Source organism: Vibrio sp. St2 (assembly GCF_947311885.1).
Taxonomy (GTDB): domain Bacteria; phylum Pseudomonadota; class Gammaproteobacteria; order Enterobacterales; family Vibrionaceae; genus Vibrio; species Vibrio coralliilyticus.
Window position 1 is genome coordinate 183164 of sequence record NZ_CAMZNA010000006.1, and the last position, 22211, is coordinate 205374.

Genomic DNA, 22211 nt, shown 5'->3' on the forward strand with positions numbered 1-22211 from the left:
GAACAAAGCAGCGGAATTTAATTCGATAAGGAAATCAGATGCAAGGCTGGCTAGTGATCACCGTATCACTGATGTACCTCGGACTCCTCTTTCTCATTGCTTGGTATGGCGATAAGCAGCATCGTTGGCTAGCTCGCTGGCGACCTTGGATCTACAGTTTGTCGATTGCGGTCTACTGTACGTCGTGGACCTTCTATGGCACGGTGGGGCAGGCCAGTAACAATCCGTGGTCATTCCTCCCGATCTATATTGCGCCTATCTTGGTGTTTACCCTCGGTTGGCGTGTACTGGCTCGTTTGATTATTACCGCTAAGCGCGAACACATTACGTCGATCGCCGACTTTATTGCTGCTCGCTATGGTAAATCTCAAGGCTTAGCCGTGGCTGTCACTCTGATTGCCGTGGCGGGGATCTTGCCTTACATCGCCTTACAGCTGCGTGGTATTACCATGGGGTTGGAGATCGTCTCTCCGGAATTACCGGAAGCATTTAACGCTCGGGGCATGGATGTATCTTGGTTTGTGGTTGGTGCATTGGCGATATTTACCATGTTGTTCGGTACGCGCCACATTGACAACACAGAGCACCATCGCGGAATGATGATGGCGATAGCATTTGAGTCGATCGTCAAGCTGGTGGCATTCCTCGCAGTTGGGTGTTTCATCCTCTATTTGGCACTCAATCGCAGCGATATCGAGCTGATGTCGATAGCCTCTGATACCTATCAGTCACCAAACCTGCCGACATTATTAATTCATACTGTGCTGACCATGATGGCGATTGTTTGCCTGCCGCGTCAGTTCCATACCATGGTAGTGGAAAACGAGCGTGCGCAGGACTTGCATACAGCGCGTTGGTTATTTCCTGTGTATCTGGTTTTGATGGGCATCTTTGTTCTACCAATTGCTTGGGTAGGGCAGGGGCTACTGAGTAGTGCGAGCCCTGATACGTATGTAATTAGCTTACCGATGGCCGTAGGTGCTCAGGATATTGCTTTGCTGGCATTTCTCGGTGGCACGTCTGCCGCTAGCGGAATGGTTATTGTCTCGACTATTGCGTTAGCCATCATGGTGTCGAACGATTTGGTGATGCCGCTGTTGCTGCGCCGGATGAAGCTTGCTCAGCGAAATCACCGCCATTTCTCCGGCCTATTATTGGTTATCCGACGTGGTTTGATTTTACTGTTGTTACTTGGGGCGTGGGGTTTCTATCAGGCTCTGGGCAACATCCACTCTCTATCAGCAATTGGTTTTCTTTCATTTGCAGCGATTACTCAGTTTGCCCCCGCACTACTGGGAGGAATGTACTGGCGTAACGGCAACCGAAAAGGGGTCTACGTTGGCCTCGCGTTTGGCTTTGGCTTATGGCTTATTACCCTAATGAGTCAGACCGATATGCTGGCTGGTGATGCCAACAGTAATTTCCTTCTATGGCTAGTGACACCGCCAGAAGCTTTACAGGCTGCAGGCATCAAAGGTTCTGACTGGGGAATTGTCCTCAGCGTGACGATCAACGCGCTGTGCTATGTAGTGGTTTCGTTAATGACGCGTTCAAGTCTGAGTGAGCGTTTGCAGTCGGCGTCTTTTGTCGGTACGCCGATGCCAGAAAGTGAGAACATCAGCCTCTACCAAAGCCGCGTGACGGTGGGAGAGCTGGAAATGCTGGCTGCGCGATTTGTTGGTCGACAAAGGGTGCGCATTGCGTTTGAGCAATACTGGGCTCAGCAACACGAAACTATGCTGCCGAATCAGCAGGCGCCCGCCAGTTTAATCCGCCACACGGAACGGGTGTTGGCTGGCGTCTTTGGTGCCTCTTCAGCAAAGTTGGTCCTGACCTCTGCCCTACAAGGGCGCAACATGCAACTGGAAGAAGTCGCGACCATTGTCGATGAAGCCTCTGAGTTGTATGACTTTAGCCGCGGGCTTCTCCAAGGGGCAATTGAGCATATTGGACAAGGCATTGCGGTGGTTGATAAGCAGCTTCGTCTGGTGGCATGGAACCAACGATATCTGGAACTGTTTGTATTTCCTCAAGGGTTGATTCAGGTGGGTAGGCCGATCGCGGATGTGATTCGTCATAATGCTGAGCAGGGGCTATGTGGCCCTGGTGATCCAGAAGATCATGTCCGTCGCCGTATCTATCACCTCGAACAAGGCACCCGTCATACTTCTTCACGAGTTCGACCTGATGGTCGGGTTATTGAAGTGCAGGGCAACCCGATGCCCGGCGGTGGTTTTGTGATGAGTTTTACTGACATCACGGTGTTTCGTGATGCAGAGCAGGCACTGAAAGACGCTAACGAAAGTTTGGAAGAGCGGGTCCATGAACGGACTCAAGAGCTGGAGCAACTCAACAAACAGCTGGTCTCTGCCACTCAACGTTCCGAGCATGAATCTCAGTCGAAATCGCGCTTTCTTGCGGCGGTCAGTCATGATCTGATGCAGCCACTGAATGCCGCCCGCCTGTTTGCTTCGTCACTGTCTGAGGTGGCACAAGAAGAGGAAACCAAGCGTCTCTCCAAGCATATTGAAAGTGCTTTGGAGGCTGCTGAAGATCTGATCGGTGACTTACTTGATATCTCTCGGTTGGAGTCTGGCAAGCTTGATATTAATGTGCACGGCTTTGCAATCAATGATGTTCTTTCCAACCTTAATGCTGAATTCAGTGCGTTGGCAAAACAGCAGGGGATTGAGTTTGAGATGGTGCCAAGCCAGCTGATTGTTCAATCTGACCCGAAACTGCTGCGTAGGGTGGTGCAGAACTTCCTGACCAATGCTTTCCGTTACAATCCCAAAGGCAAGGTGGTGCTTGGGGTAAGGCGGGTAGGTCAACAGGCGAGGATTGAAGTGTGGGATAACGGCACCGGTATCGATGAAGACAAACAGCAGGAAATTTTTGAAGAGTTTACCCGCGGCAGTCAGGTTCGTTCAGATCAGGGGCTTGGGCTTGGTTTAGCGATTTCGAAAGGCATCGCTCACGTGCTCGGTCATCAAATATCCATGCGTTCGTGGCCCGGTAAAGGCAGTGTATTCTCAATCACACTCCATCGCAGTGCAGAAGCTTTAGTGCAGCCGCAATCTGCGCCTTCTGCTGCCGTCTCTGACCTCAGCCACCTTAATGTACTCTGTGTCGACAATGAGCCGGAAATCTTGGTCGGGATGGAGAACTTGCTTGCGCGTTGGGGATGTAACGTGCGCACGGCAACCGATATTGTCACTAGTCTGAAATGTCTAGACGAAGAGTGGCTGCCGGACGTGGTTCTCTCCGACTATCGTCTCGATAATGGTCGTACAGGGCTTGAAGTTCTCCAACAGTGTCGCCTGCGCTTGGGAGATAGCTTTGAAGGGGTGATCATCAGTGCTGATCGAACCAACGACATGATGGATGGCATTAAATCTAACGGATTTAGCTTTATTCCTAAGCCAGTTAAACCGCTCAAACTTAGAGCGATTCTGAATCGGGTCTAGGCTTACAAGCATCCTGTCGTGCGTTTGAATATGACTCAGTGCGTTTAAACAAAAAGGTTGACGCTTCACGTCAACCCTTTTAGCTATTCTAATTTCGGTTTACTCAGTAAACAGTGTTTCATATTTCACAAATGCAGTTTGTGTTTCCCCATAATACAGCGTGCCGTCAGATTGAATCGCCACTCTCAACCAGCTGTCTGCTGATGTGGGTTTAGGTAACGTGATATACCAGTTTTGCCCTGCTTGATCGGCTGGTTCCATATTGATTGGTTGCGCGTTCTGCTCTTGGCTGTCGACCAAAGAAAGCTTAACGCCTTCGAGAGAATGGGCTGAATGAAGTGATAACTCAAGATTTTCATCAGTAAGCTTTTCTGAGCGGAACTTGACCTTAAAGTCTCCATTTTCCATATCGCACAAACCACTGGTGTAGCGGCAGTTTGATTTGCTGACCAGTTTGTAGCTCTGGCCTTCTTTGGCGGCATGGGGTTTTTCGCTGACTGCCATGTCAGTGCCGAAATAGGCAATAATGGACAGAATCGGTGCAATCAAAAGAGCGACAATAAAGTGCTTATTTTTGAACATCTTGGCTTCCTTGCGACAACGTTTCGAAACTACGGTAACTGAATTAAGAGCAATAAAAAAGCCCCGGACGGGTCGTCCCGTGAGGGGCTTTAATAGTTAAGTGTAGATTAGTGATCTACCGCATCTCCAGCGCCTGCTGGAACACGAACGTGTTCGACCAAATCTTTCACTTCTTGTGGTGTTTCTGCCGTGACTTTCGATACTGCGAATGCAACTAGGAAGTTGAATAGCGCACCGATAGCACCGAAGGCATTAGGTTCGATACCTAGGAACCAGTTGCTGCCCCAGCTTTCTAGGTACTTCCAGTCAGCGATGAACAGGATGCCTTTGTGCTGGAATACGTAGAATAGAGTGATCGTGATACCTGCAATCATACCGGCAATCGCGCCTTCCTTGTTGATGTTCTTACTGAAAATACCCATCATCAAGGCTGGGAAGATGGACGATGCGGCCAGACCGAAGGCCAGTGCCACCGTACCTGCTGCAAAGCCAGGCGGATTTAACCCCAGATAACCAGCGACAGCAATCGCGACCGCCATGGATATCCGGCTCGCCAGTAGCTCTTTCTTCTCAGAGATATTCGGATTTATCACGCCTTTGATTAAATCATGAGATATTGCCGAAGATATCGCGAGTAGCAGGCCGGCAGCGGTAGACAGAGCAGCGGCTAAACCACCCGCGGCAACCAGTGCAATAACCCAGTTAGGTAGCTTGGCAATTTCTGGGTTAGCCAATACCATGATGTCACGGTCGACTTTCAGCTCGTTGGTTTCAGCATTTGATGTGTACTGGATGTTGCCATCACCGTTCTTGTCATCAAAGCCAAGTAGGCCAGTTTTTTCCCAGTTTTTGAACCAGTCAGGGCGTTCATCGTAAGCAAGATTCTGACCCGGAGCCGGGTTAACCGTATCCATTAGGTTTAGACGTGCCATTGCAGATACCGCAGGTGCAGTCGTGTATAGAATCGCGATAAAGACTAGCGCCCAGCCTGCTGAAGTGCGTGCATCACGTACTTTCGGTACCGTGAAGAAACGGATGATAACGTGCGGTAGACCCGCAGTACCAATCATCAGAGACATGGTGTAGACGAACATGTTCAAGGTATCGCCACGTACTTGGGTGGTATATTCACTGAAACCAAGTTCGGTCACCACCTGATCAAGCCGATCGAGTAGATAAACATCCGTTCCGGCCATAGTACTGCCGAGACCAATTTGTGGAATTGGGTTACCCGTTAGCTGGAGCGAGATAAAGATAGCTGGAATGGTGTACGCAAGAATAAGTACACAGTACTGAGCAATCTGCGTGTAGGTAATGCCTTTCATGCCGCCCATTACCGCGTACATGAATACAATACACATACCGATCAGTAGACCTGTTGAGTAGTCCACTTCAAGGAATCGACCGAAGGCAACACCAACCCCTTTCATCTGACCGATTACGTAAGTCACTGACGCGATAATCAGACACACAACCGCAACAATACGTGCAGCATTGGAGTAGAAACGCTCACCAACGAACTCAGGTACCGTGAACTTACCAAATTTGCGTAGGTAAGGCGCTAAAAGCAGAGCGAGTAGTACATAGCCGCCTGTCCAGCCCATCAGGAATACAGAACCACCGTAACCCATGAAGGCGATAAGGCCTGCCATTGAAATGAAGGAAGCAGCAGACATCCAGTCTGCGGCGGTTGCCATGCCGTTGGCGATCGGGTTAACCCCGCCCCCTGCAACATAGAACTCTTTAGTTGATCCCGCGCGTGCCCAAATTGCGATACCGATATAAAGGATAAAAGTGGCACCTACAACGAGATAAGTGATTGTTTTCAAATCCATCTGAACTGCTCCTTACTCGTCCACATCAAATTCGCGATCGATTTGGCGCATTTTCCACGCGTAGTAGAAAATAATGCCTAGAAAGGTATAGATGGAACCTTGTTGTGCAAACCAGAAGCCCAGTTTGTAACCACCTATCTGAAATTGGTTAAGCTCGTCGACAAATAGAATGCCGCAGCCAAAAGAAACGACAAACCAGATAACCATTAAGCTGATCATCAGTTTTACGTTTTTGTCCCAGTAGGCTTTGGCTCGTTCCTGACTTTCAAACGCCATTGCCGCCTCCTTACGATTGGTTTCGTTGTTAAATAAATGTTTCACCATCTACATTAGCAAGGTGCTGGCAAGAACTCTTTTCAACTTTAGTCGCGTGAGAAAAAACAAAAAGCGCCTAAAAATCAGGCGCTTAATATTTAAATGATAGATTTCTGTGATGTTAATGTGGTGTTAAATTAGCCTAAGGTCTAATGATTTGTTGATGACTTTATAAAATAATTCAACCTAGGTAGAAGTCTTTGATGCCCAATAACAGGTTGTTTAAAGCCACTGCTGCAAGGATCAACCCCATGACTCGGCTGATGATCGCAGCGCCGACATTGCCAATCCATTTCTGGATATGTGTCGCGCCAAGCAGCAGGAGTAAGGTGATCAACAGAACACTCACCATCACCGCTGCGGTGATGCCCTGGTCGACCAAGGAATAACGGTGGTTGTCGGTCAGCATCACGATCGCCATCATTGCACCGGGAGAGGCAATTGAGGGGATCGCGAGTGGGTAGACGGCTAAGTCAGCCAGATCGGAGTGGCTGACTTCTTCAGAAAGTTTAGTTTCCTGTTCAGGCTTAGATTCACCAAAAATCATTGTTAGAGCGAACAGCAAGAGTACCAAGCCACCGGCGGCCTGAAATGCAGGTAGAGGAATCTGCATTGCATCCAGCAGCAGCTGACCTGCAATGAGGAAGAACAGAAGTACGCCTGTTGAGATACCTACCGCTTTGAGCGCCACTAAACGGCGTTGTTTGGCAGTGAGGTGTTGAGTTTGGGATAGATAGACCGGAACGGAACCAATCGGATCGATGACGGCCCAGAGAACGACAAATTGAGTGATCAATACGCTAAGCAATGATTTGACTCCCAGAGTTAGTGAAACAGAGGGATGAATAAGTCGATCAGATGACCGACTTGACTATCTTAGCAGATAAATGATCGAGATAGGGTGAAAAAGAAAATTAAGATTCAGATTCTAGCTGCTGAAGTAAAATCACAGCCTGAGTGCGGTTTTTAACACCTAACTTTCTAAAGATCGCGGTCATGTGGGCTTTTATCGTGGCTTCAGAAACATTTAACTCATAAGCAATCTGCTTGTTTAGCAGGCCATCAGATAACATTCCGAGTACTTTGTATTGTTGTGGCGTTAAAGTGGCAATTTTCTCTGCTAAGTCATTACAAGCTGCGTTGTTGGTGATGGAACCTTCTGGAAAGAAAGGTTCGCCGCTCAAGACCTGATTCAATGCACTGACCAATTCTCGCATGTCACTCGACTTAGGGATAAAACCAAACGCACCGTGGCTCTTGACCTGAGTGACTACGGAAGGTTCTTCACTGGCCGACACGACCACAATGGGCATGTCCGGGTACTCTGCCCGTAGCTGAATCAGCCCAGACATCCCGTTGGCGCCAGGCATTTTTAAATCAAGCAGCAGAAGGTCGGGTTCGTCTTCTTTGGCAAGAACTGCCAGAAGCGCATCGAGGGAGTCCGCTTCCAATAAATTGGCACCACTAACCGCCATGTGCACAGATTGAAACAGTGCATTACGAAATAAAGGGTGATCGTCGGCGATGATAATGGTGTAGGTCGAGTCCATGACGTTAACTGCTATTGAAAGTTTGCTTACAGGAATTATTGTCACCTTTGAGAGTATGGACAATATCCATACCCTAAAAGTCTGAACTGTATCGGGTTTTATCGCCAAATTGCATATAAATAAACAAGATACAAAAACGCCAGTCGTTAGACTGGCGTGAAGTTAATCCGCTGGTGCTTACAGGCTGTGGGCGTTGATGTGTTGCAAAAACGGCTCTGCCTGCATAAATCCGGTTACTCTGGCGTTGGAGACATGTTGGCCGCTGGCATCCCAGAACTCTATCGTTGGCAGGCCAAGTACATTCATCTCTTTTAGCAGTGCAATGTCTTGCGGCAAGTTCTTGGTGACATCGGCTTGTAACAGTACAAAATTACGTAGCTTTGCTTCTACATCAGGCTGGTGGAAGGTGTACTTTTCGAACTCTTTACACGCCACACACCAGTCAGCATAGAAGTCGAGCATCACAGGTTTGCCTGCCAGCTTAGCTTGTTCCAACTGGCTGTTGAGATCATCCACGGTGCTAATGCGTGTAAATTGAATACTAGGCTGCGCTTGTTCTGTATGACCACCAAACCAGTAGTTGAGTGCGGGTTGCGCTGAGGCGAATAAGCCAAGAACCGCAATGATACCGACCGCACTTTGTTTCCAGCCACCAAATGGCAGTGAATTTTTGACATGGTAAAGCCAGCCAAAAGCGGCTAGACCAAGTGCGGACCACAGTCCGGTCGCCCAAGTTTCTGGCAGGATACGTTCAAGTAAAAAGATTGGCGCAGCAAGCAGAATAAAGCCAAACAGGGTCTTTACTCTGTCCATCCAGTTACCGGCTTTTGGCAGCAGTTTGTTGCCAAATACCGCAACCAGTATTAGCGGGATGCCCATACCTAAAGCGAGAGCGTACAGTGCGACGCCGCCCGTGAGTAAGTCACCGCTTTGTGCGACGTAGAGCAGTGCGCCTGAAAGTGGCGCTGTGGTGCAAGGGGAACAAACCAATCCAGAAATCGCACCCATCGCAAACACGCCGAGCGAGCTGCCACCTTGTTGTTTGTTACTTAAGTTATTCAACCATGTCTGCACCGCACTTGGCAGCTGAATGGTGTAGGCACCAAACATCGACAGCGCTAGGGCAACAAACATGACGCTCAAACCAATCAGGACGTAAGGGTGTTGCATGGCAGCCTGAAACTGCATACCCGCAGAGGCGACAACCAATCCCAATAAGGTGTAAGTGAGCGCCATCCCTTGAACGTAAATAAACGCCAAGCCTAATGCTCGGCCGTGGCTCAGTTTGCCGCTGCCAAGCACAATACTGGTCAAAATGGGATACATTGGCAGCACGCATGGCGTAAACGCAAGGCCAACACCCAGTGCTAAAAACAATAAGGGTGTCCACCAGCTATCACTTAGGCTAGATGCTAGGCTCGATTCCTTAGAAACTGGCTGTGAGGGTTTGGCTGGAGTGTCTGTTGGTGCGGAACTTGTGTTACCTGATGGCGCCGATTGGTCACCAGCACTGGATTGGAAACTGGTTAAGTCAACCACGCGAGTTTCTGGCGGGTAGCAAAATCCGGCTTTTGCACAGCCCTGATACTGGACAATCAGACGCGCGCCATCCTGATAATCGGCCAAAGGCACTTCGACAAACAGAGGCGTGGTATAGATGTTGACCTCACCGAAAAACTCGTCTTTGTAGGGCTGACCGTCTTCCATTTTCAGCTCGCCTACCGCGACATTTTCGCCGCTGACCGATAAACGGTGCTGGTAGAGGTAGTAATCCTGTTTGACTTGCCAGTCGAGGAAAACCTTATCGCCTTGCTGATAGGCGTTAAACTGGAAAGCTTGATCGACAGGGACAAAAGTATTGCTCTGATTTCCGAAGCTTGGTGCAGAGTTAGACTGCTCGAAAAGCGCCATAGCAGGGGCAGAAGCTACAGTCAGACATAATAAAATCAGTGAAAAGACGGCACGCATAGAAAAGTCACTTGAGTTAAATTTTCATCATTTTAACTCAATCAGACAGGAGAAAGGGGGAATAAGTTTCATACTCCGACAAATATCGCCAATTCAAAAGCTTAAGTCAGGCCGATACCTGACTTAAGTTGAGATGATGTAGGCAAGACTTAAGCCACACCGAGTCGAGCGCGAACCACTCGTTCGCAGGCATCAATATGATCGGTGTCTTTTGGTATCACGAGGACGGTGTCGTTGCCACCTACTGTACCGAGGATTTCGGTGTGTGGGTCGATGTCGACCAATCGTGCGACAAGCTGGGCACTGCCAGGGTGAGTTTTAACCACCACCATCGCCTGATTGTGGGTAATGAATTCAATCTGCGAGGAAATCGATGACTCAACACGCACAGGTGCGGTTTCAACGGTAATGCAATACACCTTTTTACCACAGGCATTCTGGACCTTAACCACCCCAAGCTGAGACAGCAGACGCGAGACCGTAGACTGGCTGATACCTTCAAAGCCGATATCAACCAGTGCTTCGCGCAACTCATTTTGAGTGGTAAAGCTTTGTTGTTGAAGCAGGCGTTTACAGGCTGCGGTCAGGGTTTTGTCTTCAGTGTAATCCACCGAAGCGAGATTTAGAGTTTCACTCATGCGAACTCCTTAAAACATGACGTAGAGATAACTCTTCCTTGCGACCTTCAGCACTTCATTCCCTAGTAGTGCCTTCAGACATTGAGCGGTCACTTCTGTGGTGACTTAAAGATTTGATTCGGGAGTATTTTAACACCAAACAAAGTGTGGCTTTTTGAAAGGGATCACCAATTAAAAACTATTAATTAGTGATTTTATTGGTTGATAATTCTGTGGTGTGTGGATATTTATTCTCAAATGGGAATAAATATCCACAGCACTTTTAAATAGCGGTTGTCAGAGCTGATTAGCGCACTTCTGCCATGATTTCGCGTGAGAATACTTTTTCACAGTAATGGCATTTGAGCTGAACGTGACTCTGCTTTTGCTGCACTTTAAAGTGGCTTTCGACAGGTTCACCGTGCGAAATACAATTGCTATTCGGGCACTCAAAGACGCTATGAATATGTTCTGGGAGCGCTAAGGTCAGCTTGTTGACCACCTGATATTCTTCAATCTGGTTCACGGTCGCTTTCGGCGCATACAGAGCCAATTGGTTGGCCTGCTCTTTGGTCAAATAGACATTTTCAATCTTGATGAGGTCTTTCTCGCCGAGCGCCGAAGAAGGCAAGTTGAGACCTATGGTGATGCGCTGATTGGTCTTGTGCATTTTAAAAAGTTTGAGCACTTTAATGCCGACGTTAGCAGGAATATGGTCAATCACACTGCCGTTACGAATGGCTTCTACTTGTAGTTGAGTTTCTTTCACCATGATAATTCTCCTGCAATTAAAGGGTTTCACTAAGAACAAGGGCAAGTAAGGCTTCACGGGCATAGACACCGTTTTCAGCCTGCTCAAAGTAGTAAGCGTGTGGCGTTTTATCGACGTCTGTTGTGATTTCATCGACGCGTGGTAACGGGTGAAGCACCTTCAGGTTTTCACGCGCCTCTTTCAGCGTATCGGCGGTGAGAATAAACGCTGACTTAATGTGAGCGTATTCGGACTCGTCAAAGCGTTCTTTCTGTACGCGCGTCATATACAGGACATCAAGCTCCGGTACGACGTCTTCGATGTTGTTGTGCATACTAAATTTGATGCCTGCTTCTTCGAGTTCTTCACAGATGTAATCGGGCATCGCCAATGCTTCAGGAGCGATAAAGAAGAAGCGAACGTTGTTGAACTTCGCCAGTGCCTGAGTCAGAGAGTGGACAGTACGACCGTATTTAAGGTCACCCACAAACGCGACATTGAGGTTGTCGAGCGTGCCTTGGGTTTCGTAGATAGAAAACAAATCCAGCAGAGTCTGAGTTGGATGCTGATTCGCGCCGTCACCCCCGTTGACCACAGGTACGCCATTGGAAAATTCGGACGCTAAACGCGCTGCCCCTTCTTGTGGATGGCGCATCACAAAGGCGTCGACATAAGAAGCAATCACCTGAACTGAGTCGGCCAGTGTCTCCCCCTTTTTCGCCAGTGACGTGTTTCCACCATTGTCGAAGCCAATGATTGTGCCACCGAGGCGCTGCACAGCCGTTTCAAATGACAGCCTGGTGCGAGTGGAAGGTTCAAAGAAGCAGCTGGCCACTACTTTGTTTTTAAGCAGTGTCGGGTTTGGCTCGGCTTTTAGCCTAGCCGCGGTGTCGACGATAAGCTCTAGCTCGCTGCGGCTGAGCTCAGGAATGGAGATAATGTGCTTGTTAAATAACGAATGCGCCATAGCAGTGTTTCCTCGTCTCAATGGGTGAGTTTGTCCAACCCTTGTAGATTGCTAATCCATGGGTTGATGTAAATTTCAGACAAAAAAAAGCCTCCTAAATAGGAGGCTTGAAAAGGATCGATAGAATAAAATGAAACCACACATGTCCCTGAGTCAGGGCATAAGTTAAGCCAACATTGAGTGATTGCTGACAGGTTCATTTTGATCCTCCGAAGACAAATTGCGGAGGATTATACGGACAAAAAAAGCCAACGCAAGCGTTTGCGTAAAGTATTCATAAATTGGATTTTTATGCGCATTTCGCCCATTTTGGCGACACGTTTACAGCGGTTGTGCCGTCTTGCATTGAGAGTGATGATGAGCCATTAAGTGTGAAAAAAAATGCGGGCTTTATTCAGCATGTTTTTGATACATGATGAACGCCACCCGCATTTCCCTGCAAACAATACTCAGTCTAATTTGAGTATGATTACTTTTAATCGATGATATTAGTCACCTAGTGTAGCTACCATCACCGCTTTGATGGTGTGCATACGGTTTTCAGCTTCGTCGAACACAATAGAGTAGTCAGATTCAACCACCTCATCAGTCACTTCACAGCCGTTTTTAAGCATTGGGTATTCTTCAGCAAGCTGTTTACCTACCGTGGTATCTTCGCCGTGGAAGGCAGGTAGGCAGTGCATGAATTTCACATGAGGATTACCTGTGGCTTTAATCATTTCCATGTTGACTTGGTAAGGTAGCATTAGGTTGATACGCTCTGCCCATGCTTCTTTTGCTTCACCCATCGATACCCACACATCCGTGTACAGGTAGTCACAACCTTGAACGCCTTCTTGAACATCTTCAGTCAGGGTAATTTTCGCACCGGTTGTTTCAGCGATCGCACGGCACTGTGCGACAAGTGCTTCTTCGGGCCAGAACTGCTTAGGCGCTACGAGACGAATATCCATGCCCATTTTAGCGGCACCAACCATCAGAGAGTTGCCCATGTTGTTGCGCGCATCGCCTAGGTAGGCAAACTTCATTTCGTGTAGCTGTTTGCCACGGCCATGTTCCATCATAGTCAGGAAGTCAGCGAGAATTTGCGTCGGGTGGAACTCATCGGTCAGCCCATTCCATACCGGTACACCCGCGTAAGCGCCTAGCTCTTCGACAATTTCCTGACCAAATCCGCGGTACTCGATGCCATCGTACATGCGGCCTAAAACACGAGCGGTATCTTTCATCGATTCTTTGTGACCAATCTGAGAGCCTGTTGGGCCTAAGTAAGAAACTTGAGCGCCTTGGTCAAAAGCCGCAACTTCAAAGGCACAACGAGTACGAGTCGACGTTTTCTCGAATATCAGAGCGATGTTTTTACCTTTCAGACGAGGTTGCTCATAGCCGTTGTATTTCGCTTTTTTCAACTCCACGGATAGATCCAACATGTGTTGAATTTCACGCGGAGTAAAGTCTAATAATTTTAGGAAGTTACGGTTGCGTAGGTTGAAAGCCATGATGTTTTCCTTCTTATCGATGTGCACTTTCTCGTTGCAGGGAAAGAGGTAAGAAAGTGCAGTAATGAATTTGAGTAATTGTTTGTTTCATCTCAGCCCTGACTAAAGTCAGGACAGCTGGTAATTAGCCTTTGGTGATATTGGTGCCTGCTGTGCCCTGAAGAATGCGTAAACCATCTTCCAGTGAACCGATACCGACCACTTTGCCACCTTGCTTGACGAACTCGCATGACGCTTCGATTTTTGGCCCCATTGAGCCAGCGTCAAATTGGTACTGTGCTAATTCGGTTGGATTAGTGCTGCGCAGCGCATGTTGAGTAGGCTTGCCCCAATCGAGGTAAACCGCATCCGCGTCAGTGAGGATGAGCAGAGCATCAGCATTCAGCTGCTTGGCAAGGAATGCAGCGGACATATCCTTATCTATCACCGCTTCGACACCGACCAGCTTGCCATTCTCTTTTTTGACTGGGATGCCGCCACCGCCAGTACAAATCACTAAGTGACCTTCGTCGATGAGCTTGGTGATCGCGTCGTGTTCGATGATGCCTGTCGGTTGTGGGCTAGGCACGACGCGGCGAAAGTGCTGACCGTCTGGTTTGATGGTCCAGTGGTACTTCTCTGCCAGTTCACGTGCCTCGGCTTCTTCATAAATCGGGCCGATGGGTTTGGTTGGGTCAGCGAATGCCGGATCATTGGGGTCCACTGTCATCTGAGTTAGCATGCAAGTGGCGTTGACGTTTGGCATTTGGTTTTTGAACTCTTGCATCAGCATGTAACCAATCATGCCTTGCGTTTCACTGCCCAGAACATCCAGTGGGTACGGTGCTACCTTTTTGTACTCCAAACCTTGTAACGCCAGTAAGCCAACCTGTGGGCCATTACCGTGTACCAGTACGACGTTGTATTCCTGAGCAATTTCCGAAATGGTTTTGACGGCAATTTCGATGTTCTGACGTTGTACTTCGGCTTCCAATGGTTCACCGCGGCGAAGTAGGGCGTTTCCGCCAAGTGCGACAACTACAGTTTGTTTTGTCATTGCTTTAATCTCTCTGCTGAGGGCGAGAGCTAAGTCGCTCTCGCCAACTTATCCGTTACTTAAATACCATCACGTTCGATTGGGCAGCTCATGCAGCGTGCACCGCCGCGGCCACGACCCAGCTCATCGCCAGGAATTGGCAATACTGTGATGCCTGCTTTGTCGTACTTCTCGTTGGTGTAGGTGTTGCCTTCGTATCCGATCACGACACCAGGCTTGACGGTAAGAACGTTGTTAGCATCGTTCCACTGTTCACGTTCCGCGTTGAAGTTGTCACCGCCAGTGGTGATAAGGTTGAGTTGGTCGACACCAAGAGCTTTCTCGATAGCCGTCACGAAGTAACCTTCTTCTTTGACGTTCACAGCGCCAGACGCATCACCAGTCAGGCTCCAGCACTTCACATCTTTGCGCATCACTTCTGGGTAAACAGAGAAGGTATCTTCACGCATATGAGTCATGACGGTGTCTAAGTGCATGCATGAACGATGTTTCGGTAGCTCCATCGCAATCACTTGTTTCGCTTGACCATGTTTGAACAGGCCTGAGGCAAGATGCTCAACACCTTGAGCGGTTGTGCGCTCTGACATACCAATCAGCACGGCGTCTTTACCAATAACTAAGACATCGCCGCCCTCAATGGTGGAGTTGTCGTAGATTTTCTCTTCATCACCGAAATATTTGATGAAGTCCTGACCTGCAAAGCTTGGGTGCCAGCGGTAGATAGCACGAACGTGGTTGGTTTCACGTTGACGGGCTGGTTTCGCCATTGGGTTGATAGAGACACCGCCATAGACCCAGCAAGAAGTGTCACGGGTAAATAGGTGGTTTGGTAATGGCTCAATGATGAAATCTGTTGGTGCGTGAAGCCCCTGCATCATGGATGAGGATTTCATCGGCATTTCAGCGTAAGAAAGACCACCGGTAAGAATCTTAGCCAGCTCAACATTGGGTAGGTCGCCCAAGTAGCAACGAACGTCATTGGCAAAAGTTTTACCTAAACGGTAATCCGATACCTGACGACTTAGCAGCCAGTCTTTGGCTTCTGCTACCGCCAGCGTGTCTGCAAGTAAGTCAGTAAGCAGTAACACTTCCACACCTTGGTCGCGCAGAGTTTGGGTGAACACATCGTGCTCTTTACCTGCACGCTCGACGGCAAGTACGTCATCAAATAGCAGATCGTGGCAGTTGGAAGGTGTCAGGTGAGTCAGTGCTCGTCTTGGGCGATGCACCAGAACGCGACGTAATTGACCGATTTCAGAACCTACGTATAACTTACTCATGATCGTATCTCTCTTATATTTTTAATTAGTTTTAAAGCTTAAAAACTAATATTTAATTTGTAGGGAATAGAAGAGCGAATTTATTTATTCACTTATTTTGTTTCTGGAATTCATATTACGCTTGTCTGGGTAGGAATCTTAGAGATCAATCACAGTTCGTTTTTTATGCCTAAAGCCAGTGTTTTCAAGGGGTTTAACAATATCTATGCAGTTGTTATTGGTATGTGAACCCCCTATTTAACCATTTAAGAGGGAAGTTTATGCATAAGTTGAGGTTGAGTGTCTGATTAATATCCTTACCAAGGAAAAATATTCAAATTTAAATTATTTACAAAGGGTATATTAGATTGAAATTATGCACTCTAACTTTCTAGATAATTGCTTTTAAGTGTTGAACTATTCGTTTTATAACAAAACTTTTGATAATAAATTTAATGTCGATCACATATTAAATTCGTAGGATTATTTTAGAGAATTAATATTGGATAAATGAAGATTATAGATAGGAATAGTTTTTCTAATTTTCAGCTGAACAGATAAAAGAAAAGCCGCACTAAGGCGGCTTTGGGGGCTCACATCCTGTGAGCGAGTGTAAGGAAAAGAGCAGGTTAGATAAGAGCGCCAATACTGATCATCACAACACAGAATAGTGTCAGAATGGCTAGCAATGGTGCCACCCATTTCACCCAGCGCACATAAGGCACACGGGCAATGGCAAGGCCGCCCATAACGACTGCCGAAGTGGGGGTAATAAGGTTGACCAAGCCAGAAGCCGATTGATAAGCCGTGATGACTAGGTCGCGTCCGACACCAGCAAAGTCTGCGAGTGGAGCCATAATCGGCATAGTGAGTACTGCCAGACCAGAGGTGGAAGGCACAAGGAAAGATAGCAATATCTCAAGGAAGAACATGACATTAATGAACACGACCGACGACAGACCGGTCACCATCTGCTCTGCTGAGTACAAGATGGTATCAGTGATCATGCCGCGGTCCATGACAACTACAATCCCGCGCGCAATACCGATGATTAGCGCTACGCCAAGTAGGTCACGAGCACCATCAATAAAGCTGTTGGTGAACTCTTCTTCGCTCATACGTGCGACGAGTCCGACTAAAATCGTTGCTGCTAAGAACATGGCTGAGATTTCTGCCATCCACCAGCCAGCAACGGAGACACCGTAGATCATCACGCCGAATGAGCCGCCGAAGATGGTTAAAATGACTTTACGTGTGGTGGTGAACTCAAGAGATTCGCCAGTTTGATTACCAAGGAAATGCGCTTTGTTCTCTTCGTATTTATCGTAAACAATCGATTTGCTCTGGTCTTCACGCACCATACGGGCATAGCGCATCACGTAGGCGACACAAATGACCCAGCCGATCACCAGCATTAAGGCACGTAGCATGATGCCATCAGTAAACGGAATGCCAGATGCGTTAGCAGCAATGACGGTGGCAAATGGGTTTATGGTGGAGCCCAATACACCAATGCCTGCGCCGAGTAACACCGTGGCTGCGGCAACCAGTGGGTCGAAGCGTGCAGCCATCATTACTGGCACTAACAGGGTGTAGAATGGCAAGGATTCTTCGGCCATGCCGTAGACGGTTCCTCCAGCAGCAAACAGAGCCATTAGAATGGGTATCATCATCTCTTCTCGGCCCTGAAGGCGCTGCGTTACGCGCTCAATCCCAGCATCGATGGCGCCCGTTTTTGTCACTAGCCCTAGAAAGCCACCAATGACAAGGATGAACAGAGAAACATCAATCGCGGCGGCTTCATAGCTATTGTGGTCATAGAAGCCGTCAATCGGTGCCAACAGTACGTCAATGACACCTTGAGGGTTACCTTCCACTGCTTGGTAGGTGCCTGTGACAGGAACTTCTCGACCCAAATCTTCATTCATTGCTCGGTCATACTGGCCCGCAGGTACAATCCAGGTCAGCATCGCGACCAGTGCAATTAAAATAAACAGAATCGTGTAAGCGGAAGGGAACTTAAAGTTGGCAAAGAAGCCGCCTTTTTTTTCTTCGGTAGGTACAGTTTGGGTGGTCATGGTGATCTCCTTACTCTTACTTGTTGAATAACAAATAAAAGTGAATCAGCAACTAGAGTTATAAATATAAACTCACAAATACTAAGTTATTGGAACTGTGATAATTATTTTGAGCTGATTACGAATAGCTCTTGGAGTTTATTTTAATTATTGATAGATTTTCTAACTTTGGTGATCTTCACAAAAATATTCAGTGTTATTTTTCTGACTTTTAAACAAATTGATAATGCTAGGGTATTTGTTTAATTAAAATGGATTTCTATTCCTTTACCAAAGGTAAGGGCAAGTTATTTAGGTTATGATTGATGATGAATAAATAAAATGAGGAATTTTATTCATTGATTCGGATTTTCATTCAGGATAATTTTTTGGGAGATCTTTTGACTAAAGTCAAAATAAAACTGTGATGTGAGACTTTTTATTGAGAACAAAATTAAAAAGGGAGCACAAGCTCCCTTTCTTTTTTACTGTTGTAATTAGATCAACAGACCACCGAAAGTGAAGCCTAATGCAACGGCTGACGCAATGGTTACCACACCTGGGATGAAGAATGGGTGGTTAAATACGTAGCTACCGATGCGAGTGGAACCTGTGTCATCCATTTCTACTGCAGCAAGCAACGTTGGGTAAGTCGGTAGAACGAACAGAGCGCTCACTGCGGCGAAAGACGCGACTGCTGTTAGTGGAGCAACACCAATTGCAAGGGCAGCAGGCATCAGCGCGACCGTGGTTGCGCCTTGTGAGTAAAGCAACATAGAGGCAAAAAATAGAACCATGGCCAACATCCATGGGTAATCAGCCAGCAACGCCCCTGCGACTTCTTTAATGCCATCCACGTGTGCATTGACGAAGGTTGAACCTAACCAAGCCACACCTAGAACACATACACAAGCGGTCATGCCCGAACGGAAAGTCGAGGCGTTAGGAATCTTTGAAGCGTCAATCTTAGTGAATAGAACGATAGCTGCTGCCGCTGCCAGCATCACTGTCATGATGGCTTCGTTACGCCCAAGTGCTGGGTCAACAATCAGACCTACTGATTTAGAGATGGCTGCCGCATAGCAAACCACGAAGCCAATTGCCGCAAGGAAAATGTACGTAGCTGTTTTCGCGGTTGGTAAAATGTCGCGCTGTTTTTCCGTTGCGAGTTTGATCAGGCCTTTCTCTAAACGCTCCTGATAAATCGGATCGTCTTTCAGTTCACTGCCCATAAAGTTAGCGACAAAGGCGCCAATCATACAAGCGATGAAGGTGGTTGGGATGCACACCGCAAGCAGTGTCAGGTAGTCAACACCCATTGGTGCCAACATTGCAGCGAATGCCACTACCGCCGCTGAGATAGGTGAAGCGGTAATCGCGATTTGTGATGCGACCACAGCAATAGAGAGAGGGCGAGATGGACGAACACCCTGACCTTTTGCGACCTCCGCAATAACCGGTAGCGTTGAAAACGCCGTGTGGCCTGTACCCGCCATTAATGTCATTAGGAAAGTGACGATAGGCGCATAAAAGGTGATGCGCTCAGGGTTCTTGCGCAAGAAGTTTTCTGCCAGTTGTACTAACCAATCCATACCACCGGCAACTTGCATTGCAGCAATCGCTGTGATGACCGACATAATGATCAGAATAACATCAACAGGAATGTATGCCTGACTGGTCGGTACGCCAAGAATTAATGACAATGCGATAACGCCTGCACCGCCCGCAAAGCCGATGCCAATACCGCCGATTCTCGCTCCTAAAAAGATAAAGAGCAGAACGACTAACAGTTCGACCGCTACCATAATAGATACCTCATATTGTTAACTTAAATTCGATTATCTAAACACTCAGTGTCTAAACGTTTAGATAATGGAAGGAGGGAGCCACTGAATGAGTTAACCCTGATAAAATTGTGGTTAACCGTATTAGTGCCTAAAAAAGGGCCCTATTGGGCCCTCCTTGGTAGCAATCTTATTCGTAGCGTTTCGCTTTATACTTAGGATGCATAAAGTTTTCAACGTTCAAGATATCGTCCAGCTCTTCTTCGGTCAGTAAGCCACGCTCCAGCACTACTTCACGAACGCTTTTACCCGTTTCTGCACAAATCTTACCGACGATGTCACCTTCGTGGTGGCCAATGTATGGGTTCAGGTAAGTCACGATACCGATTGAGTTGTAAACGTAGCCTTCACAGATCTCTTTGTTGACCGTGATGCCATCGATACATTTATCACGCAAGTTGACACACGCGTTAGACAGCAGAGAAATGGACTCGAACATGCTTTGCGCGATGACTGGTTCCATCACGTTTAGCTGCAGCTGACCACCTTCTGCGGCAAATGAGATAGTGTTGTCATTACCCAGTACTTTGAAACACACTTGGTTGACCACTTCTGGTACCACAGGGTTAACCTTAGCTGGCATGATAGAAGAGCCTGCTTGCAGCTCTGGGAGGTTAAGTTCGTTTAGACCTGAACGTGGGCCAGAAGATAGCAGGCGCAGGTCATTACAGATCTTAGACAGCTTGACCGCCAAACGCTTCAGCGCGCCATGTGTCATTACATAAGCACCACAGTCTGAAGTTGCTTCAATCAGATCTTCTGCTGGGACTACGTCTAGGCCAGTCACGTCAGCTAAGTGTTTCACTGCCAGTTTCTGATAGCCTTCCGCTGCGTTCAGACCAGTACCGATCGCAGTGGCACCTAAGTTAATTTCAAGCAGTAGCTTTGAAGTGTACTCAAGGGCACGGATTTCTTCATTCAGAGTCACCGCCCATGCGTGGAACTCTTGACCTACGGTCATTGGCACCGCGTCTTGAAGCTGAGTACGACCCATTTTAAGCACGTCTTTGAACTCTTGGCTCTTAAGCTCAAATGCACCTTTCAGGTATTCAATCGCTTCAATCAGAGTGTGAACACTGTTGTAAACGGCGATACGGAAACCTGTTGGGTAAGCACAGTTAGTCGACTGGCTCTTATTAACATGGTCATTTGGATTAACGAATTCGTACTGACCTTTTTCCTTGCCCATCAGCTCAAGTGCGACGTTGGCGATCACTTCGTTGGTGTTCATGTTGACTGATGTGCCTGCACCGCCTTGGAAGACGTCTGAAGGGAACTGATCCATGCACTTACCTGTTTCAAGGATCAAATCACACGCTTCAACCACGTATTTCGCTACATCTTTAGGAATAACGCCTAACTCTTTGTTTGCTAACGCTGCGGCTTTCTTGGTCATAACCATGCCACGGACAAATTCAGGTACGTCTGAAATCGTGACATTTGAGATGTTGAAGTTTTCGATAGCGCGTAGCGTGTGGATGCCGTAGTAAGCGTCGGCAGGAACGTGGCGTTCGCCAAGTAGGTCTTCTTCGATACGAGTGGCTGCAGCTGCAGTGCTTGGAGTATCAGTTAGGGTAGCCATCACAGGATCCTTAGATAATTATTCTGATGATAAAGTAAAATGCTAGCCATTCTGCAGTGTAAGAATCCTTTCGTCAGAATTTTTGGCTGTAAAATCCGTCCTGACTTATGGGGCTCATGATACTGTACCCAGCGGATAAAAATAGTAGCTTGATCACCTTTTTTGCTTTTGTTTAGTTAAACTTTTGCAAGATATGAACAGGGTATTAATAACCACAAAGTAGTAGTGATTTATTGAGGTTTCTATCACTCTTTTTTACAGCTTTAATTTGAGCTTGAATCAGCTTTGGGCTTACACTGGGCCTAACAAAGGAGGGCGTGTGTTTCCTATCTTATTATTGATGTTTATTTTCGTTCCTATTATTGAAATAGGCCTGTTTATTTCGGTTGGCGGTTACTTAGGATTGTGGCCGACGATCGCACTGGTACTGATCACCGCGTTTGTCGGTGCGTCTTTAGTACGCAGCCAAGGCTTGCAGACCTTGATGTCAGTGCAGAACCGCTTGCAGCAAGGCGAGCTACCTGCTCAGCAAATTCTTGAAGGTGTGATGCTAGCGGTCTCAGGGGTACTACTACTGACACCGGGCTTTATGACCGATGCGCTCGGCATGTTGGTGCTATTACCAGCGCCGCGTGCTGCGATGGCAAAATACCTTATGAGTAAGATGACGGTGCAGTCTGTCGGCGGTGGCTTTCAAGGCGGCTTCGGTTCTGGAAACTTCCAACAAGGCCCTTTTGATCAAGACCCGTTTAATCAACAACCTAAAGACGGTAATACGTTTGAAGGGGAATATGAGCGTAAGGATGGAGACGATAATAATCGCCTCAATTAACGGACAAAACCTCGCGAACACTTGATAAATAAAGGCGCAATCACAGCGCC

Annotated in this window: 17 protein-coding genes; 2 read left to right on the forward strand and 15 right to left on the reverse strand. The window is 47.6% G+C overall.

Annotated features, from left to right (window positions below; genetic code table 11):
* Positions 1-38: 38 nt before the first annotated feature.
* The gene (locus QMA41_RS17715; protein WP_281630322.1) at positions 39-3467 is read left to right on the forward strand and encodes a NahK/ErcS family hybrid sensor histidine kinase/response regulator; all 3429 of its coding nucleotides are present in this window, start codon (positions 39-41) and stop codon (positions 3465-3467) included.
* A gap of 99 nt (positions 3468-3566) precedes the next feature.
* On the opposite strand, the gene QMA41_RS17720 is transcribed toward QMA41_RS17715, so the two are convergent.
* The 15 genes from QMA41_RS17720 to aspA all read right to left on the reverse strand — a co-directional run bounded on the left by QMA41_RS17720 (position 3567) and on the right by aspA (position 21329).
* On the reverse strand, positions 3567-4049 hold the full coding sequence (locus QMA41_RS17720) for a hypothetical protein (RefSeq protein ID WP_006963265.1): 483 nt from the start codon (positions 4047-4049) through the stop codon (positions 3567-3569).
* Positions 4050-4156: 107 nt separating this feature from the next.
* Positions 4157-5884 (reverse strand): sodium:solute symporter family protein, encoded by a 1728-nt coding sequence (locus QMA41_RS17725; RefSeq protein ID WP_019276806.1) that lies wholly within the window; start codon positions 5882-5884, stop codon positions 4157-4159.
* Positions 5885-5896: 12 nt separating this feature from the next.
* Complete coding sequence (locus QMA41_RS17730; RefSeq protein WP_006963263.1) at positions 5897-6160, reverse strand: DUF4212 domain-containing protein; 264 nt, start codon at positions 6158-6160, stop codon at positions 5897-5899.
* Between the two features lie 220 nt (positions 6161-6380).
* Positions 6381-7007 carry a MarC family protein gene (locus QMA41_RS17735; RefSeq protein WP_006963262.1) on the reverse strand — a complete coding sequence of 209 codons (627 nt, stop codon included), beginning with the start codon at positions 7005-7007 and terminating at the stop codon, positions 6381-6383.
* Positions 7008-7113: 106 nt separating this feature from the next.
* The gene (locus QMA41_RS17740) at positions 7114-7749 is read right to left on the reverse strand and encodes a response regulator transcription factor (RefSeq protein ID WP_006963261.1); all 636 of its coding nucleotides are present in this window, start codon (positions 7747-7749) and stop codon (positions 7114-7116) included.
* Between the two features lie 177 nt (positions 7750-7926).
* Positions 7927-9717, reverse strand: coding sequence for a protein-disulfide reductase DsbD (locus QMA41_RS17745; RefSeq protein ID WP_281630323.1), 1791 nt, complete (start codon positions 9715-9717; stop codon positions 7927-7929).
* A gap of 149 nt (positions 9718-9866) precedes the next feature.
* Positions 9867-10355: an arginine repressor gene (locus QMA41_RS17750; protein ID WP_006963259.1), complete on the reverse strand. Its 489-nt coding sequence runs from the start codon at positions 10353-10355 to the stop codon at positions 9867-9869.
* Between the two features lie 286 nt (positions 10356-10641).
* Complete coding sequence (gene pyrI / locus QMA41_RS17755; protein WP_019276803.1) at positions 10642-11106, reverse strand: aspartate carbamoyltransferase regulatory subunit; 465 nt, start codon at positions 11104-11106, stop codon at positions 10642-10644.
* 16 nt (positions 11107-11122) lie between these two features.
* Positions 11123-12052, reverse strand: coding sequence for an aspartate carbamoyltransferase (pyrB, locus tag QMA41_RS17760; protein ID WP_006963257.1), 930 nt, complete (start codon positions 12050-12052; stop codon positions 11123-11125).
* Positions 12053-12540: 488 nt separating this feature from the next.
* Entirely contained in the window at positions 12541-13551 is a 1011-nt protein-coding gene (locus QMA41_RS17765; RefSeq protein WP_095561301.1) for an ornithine carbamoyltransferase, read from the reverse strand.
* Positions 13552-13675: 124 nt separating this feature from the next.
* On the reverse strand, positions 13676-14587 hold the full coding sequence (gene arcC / locus QMA41_RS17770; RefSeq protein ID WP_006963253.1) for a carbamate kinase: 912 nt from the start codon (positions 14585-14587) through the stop codon (positions 13676-13678).
* Between the two features lie 59 nt (positions 14588-14646).
* Positions 14647-15867 (reverse strand): arginine deiminase, encoded by a 1221-nt coding sequence (gene arcA / locus QMA41_RS17775; protein ID WP_006963252.1) that lies wholly within the window; start codon positions 15865-15867, stop codon positions 14647-14649.
* Between the two features lie 608 nt (positions 15868-16475).
* The gene (locus QMA41_RS17780) at positions 16476-17924 is read right to left on the reverse strand and encodes a YfcC family protein (RefSeq protein ID WP_064488789.1); all 1449 of its coding nucleotides are present in this window, start codon (positions 17922-17924) and stop codon (positions 16476-16478) included.
* 476 nt (positions 17925-18400) lie between these two features.
* Positions 18401-19708 carry an anaerobic C4-dicarboxylate transporter gene (locus tag QMA41_RS17785; RefSeq protein WP_006963250.1) on the reverse strand — a complete coding sequence of 436 codons (1308 nt, stop codon included), beginning with the start codon at positions 19706-19708 and terminating at the stop codon, positions 18401-18403.
* A gap of 169 nt (positions 19709-19877) precedes the next feature.
* Positions 19878-21329 carry an aspartate ammonia-lyase gene (gene aspA / locus QMA41_RS17790; protein ID WP_006963249.1) on the reverse strand — a complete coding sequence of 484 codons (1452 nt, stop codon included), beginning with the start codon at positions 21327-21329 and terminating at the stop codon, positions 19878-19880.
* Between the two features lie 319 nt (positions 21330-21648).
* On the opposite strand from aspA, the gene QMA41_RS17795 reads away from it, so the two are divergent.
* Positions 21649-22161 carry an FxsA family protein gene (locus QMA41_RS17795; protein ID WP_006963248.1) on the forward strand — a complete coding sequence of 171 codons (513 nt, stop codon included), beginning with the start codon at positions 21649-21651 and terminating at the stop codon, positions 22159-22161.
* Positions 22162-22211: the final 50 nt, after the last annotated feature.

Bases quoted from the DNA above. Each gene is read 5' to 3' on its own strand.
- QMA41_RS17785 (WP_006963250.1), bottom strand. From the start codon at position 19,708: ATGGTAGCGGTCGAACTGTTAGTCGTTCTGCTCTTTATCTTTTTAGGA.
- QMA41_RS17730 (WP_006963263.1), bottom strand. From the start codon at position 6,160: ATGGCGTTTGAAAGTCAGGAACGAGCCAAAGCCTACTGGGACAAAAAC.
- pyrI (WP_019276803.1), bottom strand. From the start codon at position 11,106: ATGGTGAAAGAAACTCAACTACAAGTAGAAGCCATTCGTAACGGCAGT.
- QMA41_RS17780 (WP_064488789.1), bottom strand. From the start codon at position 17,924: ATGACCACCCAAACTGTACCTACCGAAGAAAAAAAAGGCGGCTTCTTT.
- QMA41_RS17715 (WP_281630322.1), top strand. From the start codon at position 39: ATGCAAGGCTGGCTAGTGATCACCGTATCACTGATGTACCTCGGACTC.
- QMA41_RS17720 (WP_006963265.1), bottom strand. From the start codon at position 4,049: ATGTTCAAAAATAAGCACTTTATTGTCGCTCTTTTGATTGCACCGATT.
- QMA41_RS17725 (WP_019276806.1), bottom strand. From the start codon at position 5,884: ATGGATTTGAAAACAATCACTTATCTCGTTGTAGGTGCCACTTTTATC.
- arcC (WP_006963253.1), bottom strand. From the start codon at position 14,587: ATGACAAAACAAACTGTAGTTGTCGCACTTGGCGGAAACGCCCTACTT.
- QMA41_RS17750 (WP_006963259.1), bottom strand. From the start codon at position 10,355: ATGAGTGAAACTCTAAATCTCGCTTCGGTGGATTACACTGAAGACAAA.
- aspA (WP_006963249.1), bottom strand. From the start codon at position 21,329: ATGGCTACCCTAACTGATACTCCAAGCACTGCAGCTGCAGCCACTCGT.
- arcA (WP_006963252.1), bottom strand. From the start codon at position 15,867: ATGAGTAAGTTATACGTAGGTTCTGAAATCGGTCAATTACGTCGCGTT.
- QMA41_RS17740 (WP_006963261.1), bottom strand. From the start codon at position 7,749: ATGGACTCGACCTACACCATTATCATCGCCGACGATCACCCTTTATTT.
- QMA41_RS17765 (WP_095561301.1), bottom strand. From the start codon at position 13,551: ATGGCTTTCAACCTACGCAACCGTAACTTCCTAAAATTATTAGACTTT.
- pyrB (WP_006963257.1), bottom strand. From the start codon at position 12,052: ATGGCGCATTCGTTATTTAACAAGCACATTATCTCCATTCCTGAGCTC.
- QMA41_RS17745 (WP_281630323.1), bottom strand. From the start codon at position 9,717: ATGCGTGCCGTCTTTTCACTGATTTTATTATGTCTGACTGTAGCTTCT.